The sequence below is a fragment of the Spirillospora sp. NPDC052269 genome (assembly GCF_040679435.1).
In the GTDB taxonomy this organism is placed as follows: domain Bacteria; phylum Actinomycetota; class Actinomycetes; order Streptosporangiales; family Streptosporangiaceae; genus Spirillospora.
This window is the reverse complement of sequence record NZ_JBFAUU010000009.1, coordinates 246,557-260,469: the sequence shown is the minus strand read 5'-3', so window position 1 is coordinate 260,469 and position 13,913 is coordinate 246,557. Positions and strand designations below refer to the sequence as shown.

The following is a 13,913-nucleotide window of genomic DNA, read 5'->3' as shown; positions in this document are numbered from 1 at the left end:
TCACAACCACCTCGTCGCGCGGCGGATGGCCAGCCGGTAGAGCACGGTCGACACGATCGCGAGGAGCATGAGCAGCACCGACAGGACGGCCGCGCGCTCCAGCCCGAACACCGACGACTCCAGCGTCGCGCCGATCTGCAGGGTGATCAGCTTGACCGACTGCGGCCCGGACGCCAGCGCGTATGCGACGGCGTAGATCCCGATCGTCCAGGTGAAGATGAGCAGCCAGCCGGCCGCCGCGAAGGGGGCGAGGACGGGCGCGCCGATCCGCCGCCAGAACTGCCACCGGGTGGCGTGGCAGACCTGGGCGGCCTCCCACCAGTCGTCCTTCAGGACGGCCACGGCGGGCAGTGTGAGCAGCACGAACATCGGGATGTTGAAGTACAGGTAGGCGATGTTCATGCCGGCGAACGAGCCGGTCGCGGGGAACGACACGTCCAGCAGGTGGGTGAGCATCCCGGTCGTGCCGATCAGCGCGACGAACCCGAACGCCAGGCCGATCCCGGCGAAGTTGGACGCGACGTTCATCAGCGCGAGCCAGGTCGCGCGGCCCGCGACCCGCATCCGCGAGATCAGCCACGCGGCGGGCATGCCGATCGCCGCCGCCAGCGTCGCCTGCAGCGCGCCCAGTTCGAGCGAGTTGACGATCGCCTCGCGGTCGACGGGGTTGCCCGCGACCTTGGTGATGTTGTCCATGCCGTAGCCGCCGGACCGCAGCGCGAACGTGTCGTGGACGAGCCGCAGCGCGGGCAGCACGAGCATGCCGAGCGTGAAGACCAGCAGCGGCAGCGCGGGCAGCCAGCCCGCGAGCAGCCGGGTGAGCCGCCTGCCGAGCGCGGCGGGGCGGCCCTCTCCGAGCGCGGCCGGAGGCCGGGACGCGCCGCTCGCGCGGGCGTCACCGGCCACCGGGGTGGACACGTCGGGGGAGGTCAAGCCACGACCTTCGCTTCCCACTGCTGGACGATGTCCTCGGGGCTGATCTTGGAGTACTCGACCTCCTTGACGACCGAGTACTGCTGCTCGGGCAGCCAGTGGGACTTGGCGTCCGCCGGGACGGTCAGGTCGCCGTTCACCGCCCGCACCGGGTGCGCGCCCGACTTGGCGAACTCGATCTGCGCCTGGTCGCTGAGGACGAAGTCCATGAACGCCTTGAGGAAGTCGCCCTTGGCGGTGTTGTACTTGTTGACCATCAGGCCGGACGGAGCCCAGATCGAGCCGTCCTGCGGCACCTGGACGCTCAGGTGCACGCCCTTCTTGCCGAGTTCGGCCTTCTGCGTGACGCCGTTGAAGTCGTAGTTGATCTGGATCGGGGCCTCGCCCTTCTCCAGGGTGTCCTCGCTCATCTTCGCGTCGGACAGGTTGCCGGACTTCTTCAGCTTCGCGAAGAAGTCGAAGCCCGGGGCGAGGTTCTCGATGCTCCCGCCGTGCGCGACGGCCGCCGCGACGAGCATGGCCTGCCCGGTTCCGGACGACGTCGGGGTCTTGATCGCGACCTGGCCCTTGTACTCGGGCTTCAGCAGGTCGTCCCACTTCAGAGGCGGGTTCTTCACCTTGTCGGTGTTCACGACGAACGCCGGGACGCCGTAGAACGTGGCGACCCAGCCGCCGTCCTTGGCCTTCTGCCAGTCCTTCAGCTTGGCCGCCGACGGCGGCGTGTACTTCGGGACGACCCCCTTCGCCTCCGCGACCGGCCCCCACATCAGCCCGATGTCGCTGATCGTGCCGACCGGGTTCTTCTGCTCGGCGTCGAACTTCTGGATCTCGTCCGCCGAGGACATGTCGGTGTCCTTGTGGTCGCACGTGGCGTTGTGCTTCGCGCAGAACGCCTTGATGACGCCCTCGTAGTTGGCCCAGTCGGGCGCGAGGCCGTAGGTCGGCAGGCTCTTCCCCTGCTCGGCGATCTTGGCGGTGTCGGGGGCCTTGGCCCAGTCGTAGCCGTCGGCGGCGCCGCCGGACCCGCCGCAGCCCGCCAGGCCGAACAGCCCGGCAGCCGCCACCACGGCGACGAACGCGCGGGGAGTTCTCATCGTCAAGCCTCGTTTCGTCTCGCGGGGAAAGGGGCGGGCACGGACCCCGCCGTGTGGGCATGTCTAACCCGCGTGTTTCGGGGGCGCCATCCGCTTATGGCTATGAGCCCTATAGGCAAGGCCGATCGGATAGCGCTTGACCTGCGCGAACTAATGGCGCGCCACATCGGCGTAACCTCGCGGACGCCAAGGATTAACGTTGCTTCTCCGCAGGTCGCGGGGGTGATAGCCGTGTTCTATGGGGGCCATCGTGAAGTGCCCATTGTGACCGGCGCGGCGGACCGGAACGCTGGCCGCATGGCGCAGCACCATGAGACGAGCAATTACGTCGGCGGCGAATGGGTACCGCCCGAGAGCGGGCGTACCCGGCCGAATGTGAATCCCGCCGACGTCTCCGACCTGATCGGGGACTTCGCCGAGTCCGGCGGCCCGGACATCGACAACGCGGTGGACGCCGCGTCCGCCGCGTTCCCCGCCTGGAAGGCGCTCGGCCCGCTCAGGCGGGCCGAGTACCTGCGCACCGCCGAGCGGCTGATCGAGGAGCGCGCCGAGGACTTCGCGGCCGCGGTCTCCCGCGAGCAGGGCAAGCTCCTGTCGGAGGCGCGCGGCGAGGTGAAGCGGGCGCTGGCGATCATCGACTTCACGGCCGGTGAGGCGCGGCGGCTGAACGGTGTCACGACCCCGGCGGAGGAGCCGCGGACGCTGTCGTACACGTTCCGCGTGCCGCTGGGTGTGGTCGGGCTGATCACGCCGTGGAACTTCCCGCTGGCGATCCCGATGTGGAAGGTCGCGCCGGCGCTGCTGTCCGGGTGCACGGCGGTGCTCAAGCCGTCGCCGTTCACGCCGCTGTCGTCCGCGCTGCTCGTGCGGGCGTTCGCGGACGCCGGGGTTCCGGCGGGCGTGCTGAACCTGGTGCAGGGAGACATCGCCGCAGGTGAGCGGCTCGTCGACAACCCGTCGGTCGCCGGGATCAGCTTCACCGGGTCGCTGCCGGTCGGCCTCGCCATCCAGAAGGCGGGCGCGGGGCGCCTGCTGCGCACCCAGCTCGAGCTGGGCGGGAAGAACGCCGTCCTCGTGCTGGACGACGCGGACCTCGACAAGGCCGTGAAGGCCGTCGTGCACGGCGCGTTCGGGCAGGCCGGGCAGCGCTGCTCCGCGACGTCCCGGGTGATCGTCGACCGGCGCGTCAAGGAGGAGTTCCTCGCGAGGCTGGTCACGGCGGTGTCGGCGCTGCGGCCCGGCGCGGACGTCTGCCCGGTGGTGAACGAGCAGCGGATGAACGCGTGCCTGTCGGCGATCGAGGGCGCCGTGAGGACCGGCGCGTCCGTCGCCATCGGCGGCTCGCGCGCCGTGGACGGCCTGCCCGACGGCTTCTACGTCCAGCCGACCGTGCTGCGCGACGTCCCGTGGGACTCCGAGCTCGCGCAGGAGGAGATCTTCGGCCCGGTCCTGTCGGTGATCGACTGCGACGGCTTCGACGACGCGATGCGGATCTCCAACTCGGTGAGGTACGGCATGTCCGGGACGATCTTCACCCGCGACATGGGGAGGGCGTTCGAGGCGCTCGACCGGTTCGAGGCCGGGATGCTGCACGTCAACCGGCCCGGCGTCGGCGCGTACGCGCACCTGCCGCACATGGGCGCGAAGCTGTCGCAGTTCGGCCCGCCCGAGTGCTCGCCCGAGGTCTGGGACTTCTACACCGAATGGCGGTCGGCGTGCATCACCTACTGACCGGCAACCTGGCCGCGGACAAAGTGGTGACGGCGGCGGAGGCGGTCGAGCGGTTCGTCCGGCCGGGCGCGGTCGTCGGGATGGGCGGGCAGAACATCAACCGCTGCCCGATGGCGCTCGTCCACGAGGTCGCGCGGCAGGGCGTCGGCGAGCTGACGGTCGTCGGCTGCAACCTGTCCCTGCCGCTCGACATCCTCGTCGCGGCCGGTCTCGTCGTCCGCACCGAGCAGGGGTCCGGCAACCTGGAACGCTACGGAACGCTGTTCGCGTGGCGGCGCGCGGTCGAGGCCGGGCGGATCACCGTCCGCGACCACAGCCACCTCACGATGGCGACGCGGTTCGCGGCCGGGGCGATCGGCGTCCCGTTCCTGCCGACGCGCAGCCTGCTCGGCTCGGACGTCCTCACCGCGCTGGTCTCCGAGGGGATCGCCCAGGTCATGGACGATCCGTGGGGTGAGGGGCCGGTCGTTCTCGTCCGGGCGCTTCGTCCGGACGTGTCGCTCATCCACGCGCACCGCGCCGACCCGTTCGGGAACGTCGTCATCGAGGGCGTGACCAGCCACGAGGTGGACATGGTCCGGGCGTCTTCGGCGACGGTCGTGACGGTCGAGGAGATCGTCCCGGAGGGTGGGCTGAACGCGCGTCCGGAGGAGGTCACGATCTCCGGCGCGTACGTGTCGGCCGTCGTCGCGCAGCCGTTCGGCGCGTTCCCGACCTCGGTGTACCGGTCCTACGACTTCGCCGAGGACGAGATCAAGGCGTACCAGGCGCTCGCCCGGCGCGGCGGCGACGGCTACGCGTCCTGGCTCGCGGGCCACGTCCTGGATCCCGCCGACTTCGACGGCTACCTGCGCCGCGCCGACCCCGGCGGGGAACGCCGGGCCGCGCTCACCGAATCCATGAGGAGCTACGTTTGAAGCCGTTTCCCCGAGAGATCCTGGCGGTCGAGGGCGCGCGGCAGATCGCCGACGGGGACGTGGTGATCGTCGGGACCGGGCTGCCGCTGCTGGCCGCGACCCTGGCCCAGCGCGCCCACGCCTCGAACGCCAAGCTGGTCATCGAGTCCGGCGTGGTGTTCCCCCGGGTCGTCCCGACACCCGTGTCCGTCGTGGACCCGCGGCTCATGCACGGCGCGTCCCGGCACGGATCCCTGTTCGAGGCGCTCGGCGGGCTCGTCCAGCGCGGCCTGGTGCACACCGGCTTCCTGGGCGGCGCGCAGATCGACCGCCACGCCAACATCAACTCGACGTGGGTCGCGGGCAAGCGGCTGCCCGGTTCGGGCGGCGCGAACGACATCGCCTCGCACTGCCGCAAGGTCGTGGTCCTCACCGACCACGAACGGCGCCGCTTCCCCGAACGCTGCGACCACGTCACGTCCCCGGGCTTCCTGTCCGGCCCGGGCGCGCGCGAGAAGGCCGGCCTGCCGCCGCTGGAGGTCAAGGTCATCACCGACCTGTGCGTCATGGAGGCCGCCGACTCCGCGCTGACCGTCACCGCCCTGATGCCGGACGCGTCGCCGGACGCCGTCCGCGCCGAGACGGGCTTCGACGTGGACTTCGCCGCGGAACTCGGCGCCGTGGCCCCGCCGACCGCCGAGGAACTCACCCTCCTGCGCGAGGTCCTCGACCCCGACTGCGTGTACTTCCCCGAGAGGAAACGATGAGCGAGAAGCCCTCGACCGACAAGAAGCCGTTCGCCTGGGAGACGGCGATCGCGTGGAAGAACAAGGACCGCATCGTCATCCGCGGCTACGACGTCAACGAGCTGACCGGCACCATCGGCTTCGCCGACCACTTCCACCTGGTCCTGAAGGGCGAGCTCCCGACGCCCGAGGTCGCGCGGATGACGGACGCGATCATGGTGAACATGGCCGAGCACGCCATGTCCCCGTCCTCGGCGACCGTCCGCTTCGCCACGTCCGGCGGCGCGGACCTCAACGCCGCCGTCGCCGCGGGCGTCGCCGCCATCGGACGCCTGCACGGCACGGCGGACCGTCCCGCCGAGATGTTCCGCGGCGTCGCCGACCGCGCCGAACGCGACGGCCTCTCCGACGCCGAGGCCGCCGCCAAGGTCGTCGCCGAGATGCGCGAACGCCGCGAGCGGATGCCCGGCTTCCACCACGCCCAGCACATCCGCGACCCCCGCACCGAACGCCTCCTCGGCCTCTCGGACGAACTGGGCATCTCCGGCCGGTACGTCGCCATCGCCCGCGCCATGGAGGACGCCACCGAAGACGTCTTCGGCCGCCGCGTCTGGCTCAACGGCCCCGGCTCCATGGGCTGCGTCGGCCTCGACATGGGCTACGAACCCCTGCAGCTCAAGGCCCTGTTCATCGTCTGCCGCTCGCTCTCGCTGTGCGCCCACTCCATCGAGGAGGCCACGCGCGAGAAGGGCTGGCGCGCGTCCGCCAACAGCGACATGATCCAGCCCCTCTCCCTGGAGATGCAGGGCCCCGACCACTACGACGGCCCCCCCGACCGCCACCTCTGACCGCTTCCCTGCCTCCCCTTGGCATCTTTCCCCCGGGGAAAGTTGGTGTTACTTTCCTTATAGGAAAGTTGCTGAGGGGAGATCGCTTCATGGACCCGCGCGACGCTCAGGCATCGCTCGCTCGAATCGGCGGCATGCGGGAGCGGGCAGCCGACGAGTTGGTAGGCCACAACTTCCGCCTGAGCGCGTTCACCGTTCCGATGCTGGGACTGCTGCTCATCTGCGCATCGTTCGATCTGCCCGGGCCGTACTGGCGCCCGGCCGTCGCCTTGCTGGGCATGGGACTGAACGTGGGTTTCCTGATCGTGCACCAGCGGCGTGCCCCGGTGGGCCGCAAGATGACGGCCGGGGAGGTCGCGCTCTACCTCTGGGCTGCCGGGATCCTCCTGGCCCTGATCGTCACCTCCTTGATCGCCGCTCGCATGCTGGACACGCCGCGGCCGGGTCTCATGACCGCCGGTGTCGTGGCGGTGGCCTGGGCGCCGTTGGGACTGGGATTCCGCCGGCTCTACGGCGTGTTCCTGTGCCGCAACATGCCGCACTGATGGATCCGGACTTCGACGAGTTCCTGCACCTCCCGGCGCGGCTGTCGCTCGTCGCCCTGCTCGCTCCCGTGGAGTGGGCGGAGTTCGGTTTCCTGCGCGACAGCATCGGCACCAGCGATTCGGCCTTGTCCAAGCACCTGTCGGCGTTGACCGCGGCCGGATACGTCCAGGTCCACAAAACGCGTCACGGGAACACTCGCCGTGCGCGCGTCCGCCTCACACCCGCGGGCCACGAGGCGTTCCGGCGCCACGCTGCGGCACTGGAACGCGTCATCGCCGCCAGTCGAGCATCCGATTGAAGAGGATGGCGCCTTCTCGGGTGAGCCAGGTTTCGAAGGTCATCAGGGTGGGGTGGAGGTCGCGGAGGGCCGGGATGTCGGCCTGCCAGCCGCCTCGGTTGTTGGCGAACTCGTAGCCGGCCCGGGCGTCGGGGTCGGCCGTGGTGAGGTCTTCGAGGGGGATGGCGTTGTAGGCGACGGGAGTGCCGGTCGCACGGGTGATGGCGTTGACGATCTGGAGGAAGGTGAGCTCGTCTCCGGCGATCTCCAGGGCTTGGCCGAGATAGCGGTGCGGGTCGGTGAACGCGAGTGCGGCGAAGGCGCCGATGTCGGTGGCGGCGATGAGCTGGACGGGCACGTCCGGCTTGATGACGTCGGTCAGGACACCGTTCCGCACGCCGGTGACGGGGTTCGCCTGGTTCTCCATGAAGCGGACGGGACGCAGGAACGTCGCGGGAAGGCCGAGGGTGCGGATGTGGTTCTCGATCTCCCCCTTGCTCTCCCAGCGGCGGATTCCCGGGGAGCGGTCGACGCCGCCGACCGAGGCGTAGACGAGGTGATCGATCTCGGCGTCTTTGGCGGCTTCGGCGACGTTCAGGCCCATGCGGATCTCGTCGTCGACGGTGAAGCCGGGCGGGGTGCCGGGGTATCCGGCGGTGGGCTGGACGCTGAAGACGCCGTGGACGTCGCGCATCGCCGCGTCCAGTGAGGCGCGGTCGTCCATGTCGCCGGTCCTCAGTTCGGCCCCTGCCTCGGCGAGGGTTCGCGCCGCCGGGGACGAGGCGTTGCGGACGAGCGCGCGCACGCGCCATCCCGCTCGGAGCAGGTGCCGGGCGGTGGCTCCGCCTTGCAGGCCGGTGGCCCCGGTGACCAGCACGATCGGTTCAGTGGACATGAGTGCCTCCGTCGACGTCCAAGGATTAAGTGGGGGATATTCACCGTTTATTGCCGGGTAGCATATGGGGAGATTTCCCCACTTTGCAATGAGAGGGTGGTCATGGCGTCGTCCCCGGGACAGCGTCCGCTGCGCGCCGACGCACGGCGCAATGCCGAGCGGCTGGTCGGCGCGGCCCGTGAGGTCTTCGCCGAGCGCGGCGTGGACGTCCCGCTCGACGACATCGCCCGTCACGCGGGCGTCGGGAACGCCACGCTCTATCGGCGGTTCCCGACTCGCCAGGCGCTGCTGGAAGCGGTCTACCGCGATTGCGTCGAGCAGCTCGAGGCGCGCGCGGCCGAACTGCCCGCGACGGCGGAGCCGGACGAGGCGCTCACCACGTGGCTGCTGGAGGTCGTCCGGGACGGAAGCAGTTCCCGTGGGTTCACCGCGACTCTCAAGTCAGCGCTTCAGAGTGAGGGTGTTGACGTGGCGTGGTGCCGGAACCTGATCCAGGACGCCGCCCATCGGCTGCTTGCGCGCGCGCAGGAGGCCGGCGCCGTCCGCGCTGACGTCACGGCGATCCAGCTGCTCAAACTCGCCAACGGCATCGCCTTCAGCACCGAACGCGAACCCGACGCCGACCTCCAGGCCGAGCAACTTCTCGCCCTGGCACTGACCGGCCTCCGTCGAAGTTGAGTGGAACGACCTGTGATTCGTTTGTGGACGGAAGGTTGTGGGTGTGGCTGGGACTGACGAGGGCGTTCTCGGGATCGGCTGGTGGCTTGAGGACTCCGGGCGCTGGGAGTCGCTGCGGTTCGAGGGGGCCGAAGACGAGGACGGAATGCCGCTTGATCGGCGGTGGCAGGACCGTCGGGACGTCCTGGAGGCTCTCGCTCTGGTCGAAGGGGCGGTGGACCACGGCTTCGCGCGGTTTCTGCTGGAGCAGGAGATTCTGTTCCACGAGCATGTCTGGGGTTTCAGCCACGGTGCCGAGATCGCCGCGCTTCTGGTGGCGGAGCATCAGCGGCCGGAGGACGTCTGGCTTCTGTGGGATGCGCTCGGCACCAGCTTCGACACCTGGTGCGGGCTGCCCCATCAGTTGATCGAGTCCGCGGGCGGGACGGCGAACACCATCGCCTACGTCACCGCTTCGGAGCATGAAGCGCGGGACGGCCTGCTGGAACACCTGCGCGAGAGTGAGGAGATGACCGGCGAGGAGGCTGCCGAGTTCATCGCGGGACGCCGCGAGTACTACGCGACCGTCTTCCTGCAGCTCGCTGCAGACGAGTAGAGGTAGAGCCCTCGGCGTCGCGGATGCCAGGTCAGGGGCGGGTGAGGAAGGCTTCGATCGCGCGGCGGGCCCTGGTGGTGGCGTTCTTGTCGTCCAGGCGTAGGGCGATGTTGGTCGCGTTGAGGATCGCGTCGATCTGGAACGCGGTCAGGTCGGTGTCCAGGTCCCGGATCTCGCCTGCGTCGATGGCGTTGCGGAGTTCGGTGGAGATGAGGGTCAGCCAGTCCCGGCGTTGGTGGGCCAGGGCGTCCCGGACGGGGCCGGGGCGGCTGTCGAAGTCGGGCAGGTTGGCGGACCAGAAGCAGCCGCCGGTGAACAGCGGCTTCTCCGCGTAGGCGATCCAGTTCTCGACGAGGGCGCGCAGTCGTGCCGTTCCTGGTGCCGTGCTCTGAGCCGGACGGACGACCGCGTCGAGGAACAGGTCGCGGGCCGCGTCGACCGTGGCCAGGTGAAGGTTCTCCTTCGTCCGGAACAGGGTCTGGATGCCGCTCTTGCTCAGCTCTAGGTCGGTGGCCAGGCGTCCGAGGCTGAGCCCGTTCAGTCCCTCGGCGGACGCGACGTCGACGGCGTGCCGGGTGACGGCCCGCCGCGAGCGGGCGCCGCGCAGGAGCCGTCCGTCGGTCACGGCCGGGTCGGGTGAGGGCTTGTCGTCGTTCATCCTCTCCATCGTTCCACACTCCGTTGCATTTACGTACGATCGTTCGTATTGTTTTGTCTCCCGTCGAACCCATCGAGGGAGGACGATCGTGGAGAGCGATCGCATGTTCGAGCTGGCGCAGGCGCTGGCCGAGGCCAAGAGCCGCCAGGACGTGCCGGCGGCCCTGAAGCTGCTGCACCCGGAGATGGTGCTGGAGAACCCGGCCTTCGGGACCACGGCCCGAGGGCTGGAGGGGAACGGGGCGGCGCTGCGCCGCTTCTTCGCCGCGTTCCCGGACTATGAGGTCGACCTGCAAGGAAGCGCCGCGAACGAGGACACCCTGGTGTGCTGGGGGACGGTCCGGATGACCATGACCGGCGAGCGGTTCGGCGTGGCGCCGAGCGGCGCGCGCGCCGAACTCCCGGTGTTCATCCAGTTCACGTTCGCGGACGACCTGATCGCCGGCGAGCGGTTCTTCTTCGACCTGTCGGAGCTGTGCGCCCAGTCGGGCGTCTCGACCGACGCCGTCCGGCACCTGCTGTTCGCGGCCGCGTGAAATCCCCGAGCGACGAGAGGCGAGGCGCCGTGCTTACGGATCCGCGTGTGAAGGACGTCGGAGAGATCCGGACGGAGTTCCTGTTCGACATCGTGGTCGATCTCGAACCGCGACGGGACTTCGGTGAGGCCGGGCCGATCGGGCGGCGCGTCCTGTTCGGCTCCGCGGGTGGGGCGTTCGAGGGGCCGATGCTGCGCGGGGAGGTGCTGCCGGGCGGCGGCGACTGGGCGCTGTTCCGTCCCGACGGCACGATGCTCCTGGACGTCCGGCTCACCCTGCGGACGGACGACGGAGCCCTGCTGCACATGACCTACGGAGGCCGCTACACGACACCGCCGGAACTGCGCGCCGCGATGGCCGACACCGTGGGGCGTCACCTGGTCGATCCGTCCCGGTACTACTTCAGGACCAACCCGCTCTTTGAGACGGGCGCGGAACGCTACGCATGGCTGAACGACGTCGTCTGCGTGGGGTCCGGCTACCTGATCGAGGGCGGGATCGCCTACAGGGTCTCCCAGGTGGTGTGAATGAGCGTCGGCGTGGTTGACGGCTCGTCACCGGCCATCCCGTCCTTGTGGCGGCGTTGCGTGGCCGAAGCCCTGGGGACGGGGCTTCTGCTGGCGGCGATCGTGGGCTCCGGGACTCTGGGCGATCGGATCGCGGCGGGGAACACCGGGGTGGCCCTCCTGGCGAACGCCGTGGCGACCGGCGCGGTGCTGTTCGCGCTCATCGAATGGCTCGCCCCGATCTCCGGGGCCCACTTCAATCCGCTGGTCAGCCTCGCCATGGCGGTTCGCCGCGACGTCACGGCCGGCGCGGCGGCCGCGTATGTCCCCGCTCAACTGCTGGGCGGCGTCGCCGGGGTGGGGATCGCGGACGCCATGTTCGGGACGCCCGTCTTCGCCCAGGCCACCCATGCAGCGTCCGGGGCGCCGCGGATGCTGGGCGAGTTCGTCGCCACGTTCGGGCTGCTCGGAATCGTCTGGGTGTGCTCGCGGAGTCGTCCGGCCGCGCTCCCGGCCATCGTGGCCGCCTACGTCGTCGGGATCTTCTGGTTCACGCCGACGGGCTACGCCAACCCGGCCGTCACCCTCGCCCGGACGCTCACGGACACCTTCTCGGGCATCCGTCCGCACGACCTCCCCGGCCTCCTCCTGGGAGAGGTGGCCGGGGCGGCCGCGGCCGTCGCCCTCTTCGCCTGGCTTTCTCCGAAGTCCCGAAGCGGCACACCGGAACAGGGCTTCGACTAGCAGATCTTCTTCCAAAGCTCACAGGCCAGGACGAAGATTCCGTACCAGCAGACGATGACGTACGAGGCCGCCGCGAGGTAGACCCAGATTCGCTGTACGTCCAGTCTTTCCGTGTCGTCCACTGTCTTCCTTGGTCAGCTCTCGACGGTGGCCGTGGTGGTGACGGTTCCGGCCAGGGAGAGGACCCACTTGGCGGAGATCTTGATCTTGGCGCCGGCCGGGACGGACTCGTCCACCTTGATGGCGAAGTTGGCGCCCACGGACTGGGACCCGATCTCGACCTTGGCGGGGACCTGCACCCCGGGTGTGTCGCTGGTGAGTTCGATGACCGCGCCGAAGGGGTGGAAGTTGTCGCCGAGGCCGATGGAGCCGACGTTGTTCCCGGCGCCGCGGCGGAGCTCCCGGGTGACGCCGACCGTGAAGTTCTTGGGCACGAACAGGGGCGCCGTGCGCATGGCCGGGTGCCCCACGTCGGCGCCGATGTCGGTGATGCCGATCGGCCAGAGCGGGACGGCCGGGTAGTCGACGGTGAAGGTGGCCTGCGTGCTCCCCGCCGGGACGACCACGTAGGGCGGGATCTTCGGTTCGGGGCTGTCGGGCAGGCCGGAGACATGGCTGAGCCGGAGGTCGACCGAGGTGCCGCCGACCTTGGCCGGGGCGCTGAGGCGGACGGTGCCGGTCGCCTTGGTGCCCGCGAGGATCGCGTGGGCGTCGTCCGGGACGTTCATGTCGATGCTCGCCACCGTCTGCTCGCGCCAGTCCGGCGGGACGACGGTGACGTCGGTGGTGGCCTGGGAGGCGCTCGTGCTGGCGACCAGGGGGACGGTCGTCGTCTCCGAGTACGCCTCCAGCCGGATCGGGAAGCTGACGCTCGTCTGCCCCGCCGGGACCCTGACCACGTCGTTCGGGACGGAGTAGGGGTAGTTGCGGTCACTGCGGCCGACGCTGATCACTTCGACCGCCAGGCCGCCCGGTGGAGCCGGCGCGTTCAGCCGGATGGTCTGGACGGCCTCGTCGCCTCCCGTGATCGTGGCCGGCGAGACGCTGGTCGAGGCGATCTGCGGGGTCGTGTCGGCGTGCGCGGGGAGCGTGACGAGGGCCGGGAGGGCGGCGGCGAGGGCGGTGGCGGCGAGGCCGAGGCGGTGGGTGCGCGTGATGGTCATGCCCGAAGTAAACGATCTCCGCGGACGGGCGGACAGGGCCGCGGCGATCACGTTCGAAGTCCGTAAGGAATCCCGACGCAGCGCCGTCCCGTGGTCGCGCCCAGTCATGCCGGATGCGCGTTTTTGCAGGTCATGCCGGGTTGTCGTCCCAGGCGAGGGAGAGGATCCGCCAGCCGTCCGGGGTGCGGACGAACTGGGTGGTCTTGCGTCCCGACCCCTCGAAGGGCACACCGTCGCGGACGCCGGACTTGCGGTAGTCGCTGAGGCGATGCGCGACGGAGCCGATGATCTCGGTCCGGTCGGCGACCTCCCACTCGGAGAAGGAGGTCAGCGTCCCGTCGGTCAGGATCTTCTGGCGCGGCGCGATGAAACCGTCCAGGTCGTGGACGTCGGGTTCGGGGCCCGTGTTGTTGACGATCACGGCCTGCGGGAGGAACAGGTCGCGGAGGTCGTCGAGGTCGGGCGTCCGGCCGCCGGTGTTGTCGACGGCGGCGAGCAGGGCGCCCATGATGCGGTCGATCTCGTCGGTCTCGGGGGCGGGCGGGTTCCAGTCCTCGGACGACAGGGCCCAGAGCCCCTCGTCCTCGCGGGTCATGCCGACGCGTTCGGCGACGGCGATGCTGCGGACGTTGCCCGGCAGGGTGCGCCACTCGGCGCGGGTCAGGCCGCGCTCGCGGAAGGCCCAGTCGATCATCAGCCGGACGACCTGGGTGATCAGGCCGCGGCCCTCGGCGGCGGGTTCCAGCCAGCAGCCGATCTCGCACACGCCCGTGGCGGTGTCGAGGGACACGAACATGGTCCCGCCGACGAGCACGCCGTCCAGCCAGATGCCGTAGATGCGGCGCTGGTCGGACGCGGTGGTGTCGGCGTAGCGCTGGAGCACCCGGCGGGCGCCGTCCAGGTCGGAGACGACGAACGAGGCGCCGACCCACGGCTTGATGTGCTCGCGGGCGCGGTCCTGGTGGGCCAGGAACTCGGCGGCGTGGTGCGGTTCGAGCGGGCGGAGCTCGGCGTCGAGGCGCAGCGGGTGGACGAGCAAGACGGCTCCATTCGCATAACGGGTGTTTT

At 70.1% G+C, this 13,913-nt stretch carries 18 protein-coding genes; 11 read left to right on the top strand and 7 right to left on the bottom strand.

The window, feature by feature from the left end; translation table 11 throughout:
* Positions 1-933, bottom strand: a complete 933-nt coding sequence (locus tag AB0L06_RS21360) for an ABC transporter permease (protein WP_500232794.1) — start codon at positions 931-933, stop codon at positions 1-3.
* Positions 930-2,027, bottom strand: coding sequence for an ABC transporter substrate-binding protein (locus AB0L06_RS21355; RefSeq protein WP_500232793.1), 1,098 nt, complete (start codon positions 2,025-2,027; stop codon positions 930-932). Before AB0L06_RS21355 ends, AB0L06_RS21360 begins: the two co-directional genes overlap by 4 nt.
* A gap of 297 nt (positions 2,028-2,324) precedes the next feature.
* Here AB0L06_RS21355 and AB0L06_RS21350 point away from each other — a divergent pair, with 297 nt between their 5' ends.
* The 6 genes from AB0L06_RS21350 to AB0L06_RS21325 all read left to right on the top strand — a co-directional run bounded on the left by AB0L06_RS21350 (position 2,325) and on the right by AB0L06_RS21325 (position 7,092).
* Positions 2,325-3,758, top strand: a complete 1,434-nt coding sequence (locus tag AB0L06_RS21350) for an aldehyde dehydrogenase family protein (protein WP_500232792.1) — start codon at positions 2,325-2,327, stop codon at positions 3,756-3,758.
* Positions 3,743-4,675 (top strand): CoA transferase subunit A, encoded by a 933-nt coding sequence (locus AB0L06_RS21345; protein ID WP_500232791.1) that lies wholly within the window; start codon positions 3,743-3,745, stop codon positions 4,673-4,675. Before AB0L06_RS21350 ends, AB0L06_RS21345 begins: the two co-directional genes overlap by 16 nt.
* The gene (locus AB0L06_RS21340; protein WP_500232790.1) at positions 4,672-5,421 is read left to right on the top strand and encodes a CoA-transferase subunit beta; all 750 of its coding nucleotides are present in this window, start codon (positions 4,672-4,674) and stop codon (positions 5,419-5,421) included. The genes AB0L06_RS21345 and AB0L06_RS21340 overlap by 4 nt, the downstream gene beginning before the upstream one ends.
* Complete coding sequence (locus tag AB0L06_RS21335) at positions 5,418-6,248, top strand: citrate/2-methylcitrate synthase (protein ID WP_500232789.1); 831 nt, start codon at positions 5,418-5,420, stop codon at positions 6,246-6,248. The genes AB0L06_RS21340 and AB0L06_RS21335 overlap by 4 nt, the downstream gene beginning before the upstream one ends.
* A gap of 89 nt (positions 6,249-6,337) precedes the next feature.
* Positions 6,338-6,793, top strand: coding sequence for a hypothetical protein (locus AB0L06_RS21330; protein ID WP_500232788.1), 456 nt, complete (start codon positions 6,338-6,340; stop codon positions 6,791-6,793).
* Entirely contained in the window at positions 6,793-7,092 is a 300-nt protein-coding gene (locus AB0L06_RS21325) for a winged helix-turn-helix domain-containing protein (RefSeq protein ID WP_500232787.1), read from the top strand. The genes AB0L06_RS21330 and AB0L06_RS21325 overlap by 1 nt, the downstream gene beginning before the upstream one ends.
* On the opposite strand, the gene AB0L06_RS21320 is transcribed toward AB0L06_RS21325, so the two are convergent.
* Entirely contained in the window at positions 7,064-7,966 is a 903-nt protein-coding gene (locus AB0L06_RS21320; RefSeq protein WP_500232786.1) for an NmrA/HSCARG family protein, read from the bottom strand. The two genes, AB0L06_RS21325 and AB0L06_RS21320, sit on opposite strands and share 29 nt — an antisense overlap.
* A 102-nt stretch (positions 7,967-8,068) precedes the next feature.
* On the opposite strand from AB0L06_RS21320, the gene AB0L06_RS21315 reads away from it, so the two are divergent.
* Both AB0L06_RS21315 and AB0L06_RS21310 read left to right on the top strand, forming a co-directional pair.
* Entirely contained in the window at positions 8,069-8,644 is a 576-nt protein-coding gene (locus tag AB0L06_RS21315) for a TetR/AcrR family transcriptional regulator (RefSeq protein WP_500232785.1), read from the top strand.
* Between the two features lie 43 nt (positions 8,645-8,687).
* Positions 8,688-9,239, top strand: coding sequence for a hypothetical protein (locus AB0L06_RS21310; RefSeq protein ID WP_500232784.1), 552 nt, complete (start codon positions 8,688-8,690; stop codon positions 9,237-9,239).
* Between the two features lie 31 nt (positions 9,240-9,270).
* On the opposite strand, the gene AB0L06_RS21305 is transcribed toward AB0L06_RS21310, so the two are convergent.
* Complete coding sequence (locus AB0L06_RS21305) at positions 9,271-9,897, bottom strand: TetR family transcriptional regulator C-terminal domain-containing protein (RefSeq protein WP_500232783.1); 627 nt, start codon at positions 9,895-9,897, stop codon at positions 9,271-9,273.
* 88 nt (positions 9,898-9,985) lie between these two features.
* Here AB0L06_RS21305 and AB0L06_RS21300 point away from each other — a divergent pair, with 88 nt between their 5' ends.
* The 3 genes from AB0L06_RS21300 to AB0L06_RS21290 are packed head-to-tail and all read left to right on the top strand — an operon-like array spanning position 9,986 to position 11,682.
* Positions 9,986-10,432, top strand: coding sequence for an ester cyclase (locus tag AB0L06_RS21300; RefSeq protein WP_500232782.1), 447 nt, complete (start codon positions 9,986-9,988; stop codon positions 10,430-10,432).
* Positions 10,433-10,479: 47 nt separating this feature from the next.
* Positions 10,480-10,959: a DUF3237 domain-containing protein gene (locus AB0L06_RS21295; protein ID WP_500232781.1), complete on the top strand. Its 480-nt coding sequence runs from the start codon at positions 10,480-10,482 to the stop codon at positions 10,957-10,959.
* Complete coding sequence (locus tag AB0L06_RS21290; RefSeq protein WP_500232780.1) at positions 10,960-11,682, top strand: aquaporin; 723 nt, start codon at positions 10,960-10,962, stop codon at positions 11,680-11,682.
* Here the strand turns inward: AB0L06_RS21290 and AB0L06_RS21285 are convergent.
* The 3 genes from AB0L06_RS21285 to AB0L06_RS21275 all read right to left on the bottom strand — a co-directional run bounded on the left by AB0L06_RS21285 (position 11,679) and on the right by AB0L06_RS21275 (position 13,884).
* On the bottom strand, positions 11,679-11,804 hold the full coding sequence (locus AB0L06_RS21285; protein WP_500232779.1) for a hypothetical protein: 126 nt from the start codon (positions 11,802-11,804) through the stop codon (positions 11,679-11,681). The two genes, AB0L06_RS21290 and AB0L06_RS21285, sit on opposite strands and share 4 nt — an antisense overlap.
* A 12-nt stretch (positions 11,805-11,816) precedes the next feature.
* On the bottom strand, positions 11,817-12,845 hold the full coding sequence (locus AB0L06_RS21280; RefSeq protein WP_500232778.1) for a hypothetical protein: 1,029 nt from the start codon (positions 12,843-12,845) through the stop codon (positions 11,817-11,819).
* Positions 12,846-12,975: 130 nt separating this feature from the next.
* Positions 12,976-13,884 carry a GNAT family N-acetyltransferase gene (locus AB0L06_RS21275; RefSeq protein ID WP_500232777.1) on the bottom strand — a complete coding sequence of 303 codons (909 nt, stop codon included), beginning with the start codon at positions 13,882-13,884 and terminating at the stop codon, positions 12,976-12,978.
* Positions 13,885-13,913: the final 29 nt, after the last annotated feature.

Bases quoted from the DNA above. Each gene is read 5' to 3' on its own strand.
- AB0L06_RS21315 (WP_500232785.1), top strand. From the start codon at position 8,069: ATGGCGTCGTCCCCGGGACAGCGTCCGCTGCGCGCCGACGCACGGCGC.
- AB0L06_RS21320 (WP_500232786.1), bottom strand. From the start codon at position 7,966: ATGTCCACTGAACCGATCGTGCTGGTCACCGGGGCCACCGGCCTGCAA.
- AB0L06_RS21350 (WP_500232792.1), top strand. From the start codon at position 2,325: ATGGCGCAGCACCATGAGACGAGCAATTACGTCGGCGGCGAATGGGTA.
- AB0L06_RS21290 (WP_500232780.1), top strand. From the start codon at position 10,960: ATGAGCGTCGGCGTGGTTGACGGCTCGTCACCGGCCATCCCGTCCTTG.
- AB0L06_RS21330 (WP_500232788.1), top strand. From the start codon at position 6,338: ATGGACCCGCGCGACGCTCAGGCATCGCTCGCTCGAATCGGCGGCATG.
- AB0L06_RS21335 (WP_500232789.1), top strand. From the start codon at position 5,418: ATGAGCGAGAAGCCCTCGACCGACAAGAAGCCGTTCGCCTGGGAGACG.
- AB0L06_RS21325 (WP_500232787.1), top strand. From the start codon at position 6,793: ATGGATCCGGACTTCGACGAGTTCCTGCACCTCCCGGCGCGGCTGTCG.
- AB0L06_RS21305 (WP_500232783.1), bottom strand. From the start codon at position 9,897: ATGAACGACGACAAGCCCTCACCCGACCCGGCCGTGACCGACGGACGG.
- AB0L06_RS21280 (WP_500232778.1), bottom strand. From the start codon at position 12,845: ATGACCATCACGCGCACCCACCGCCTCGGCCTCGCCGCCACCGCCCTC.
- AB0L06_RS21355 (WP_500232793.1), bottom strand. From the start codon at position 2,027: ATGAGAACTCCCCGCGCGTTCGTCGCCGTGGTGGCGGCTGCCGGGCTG.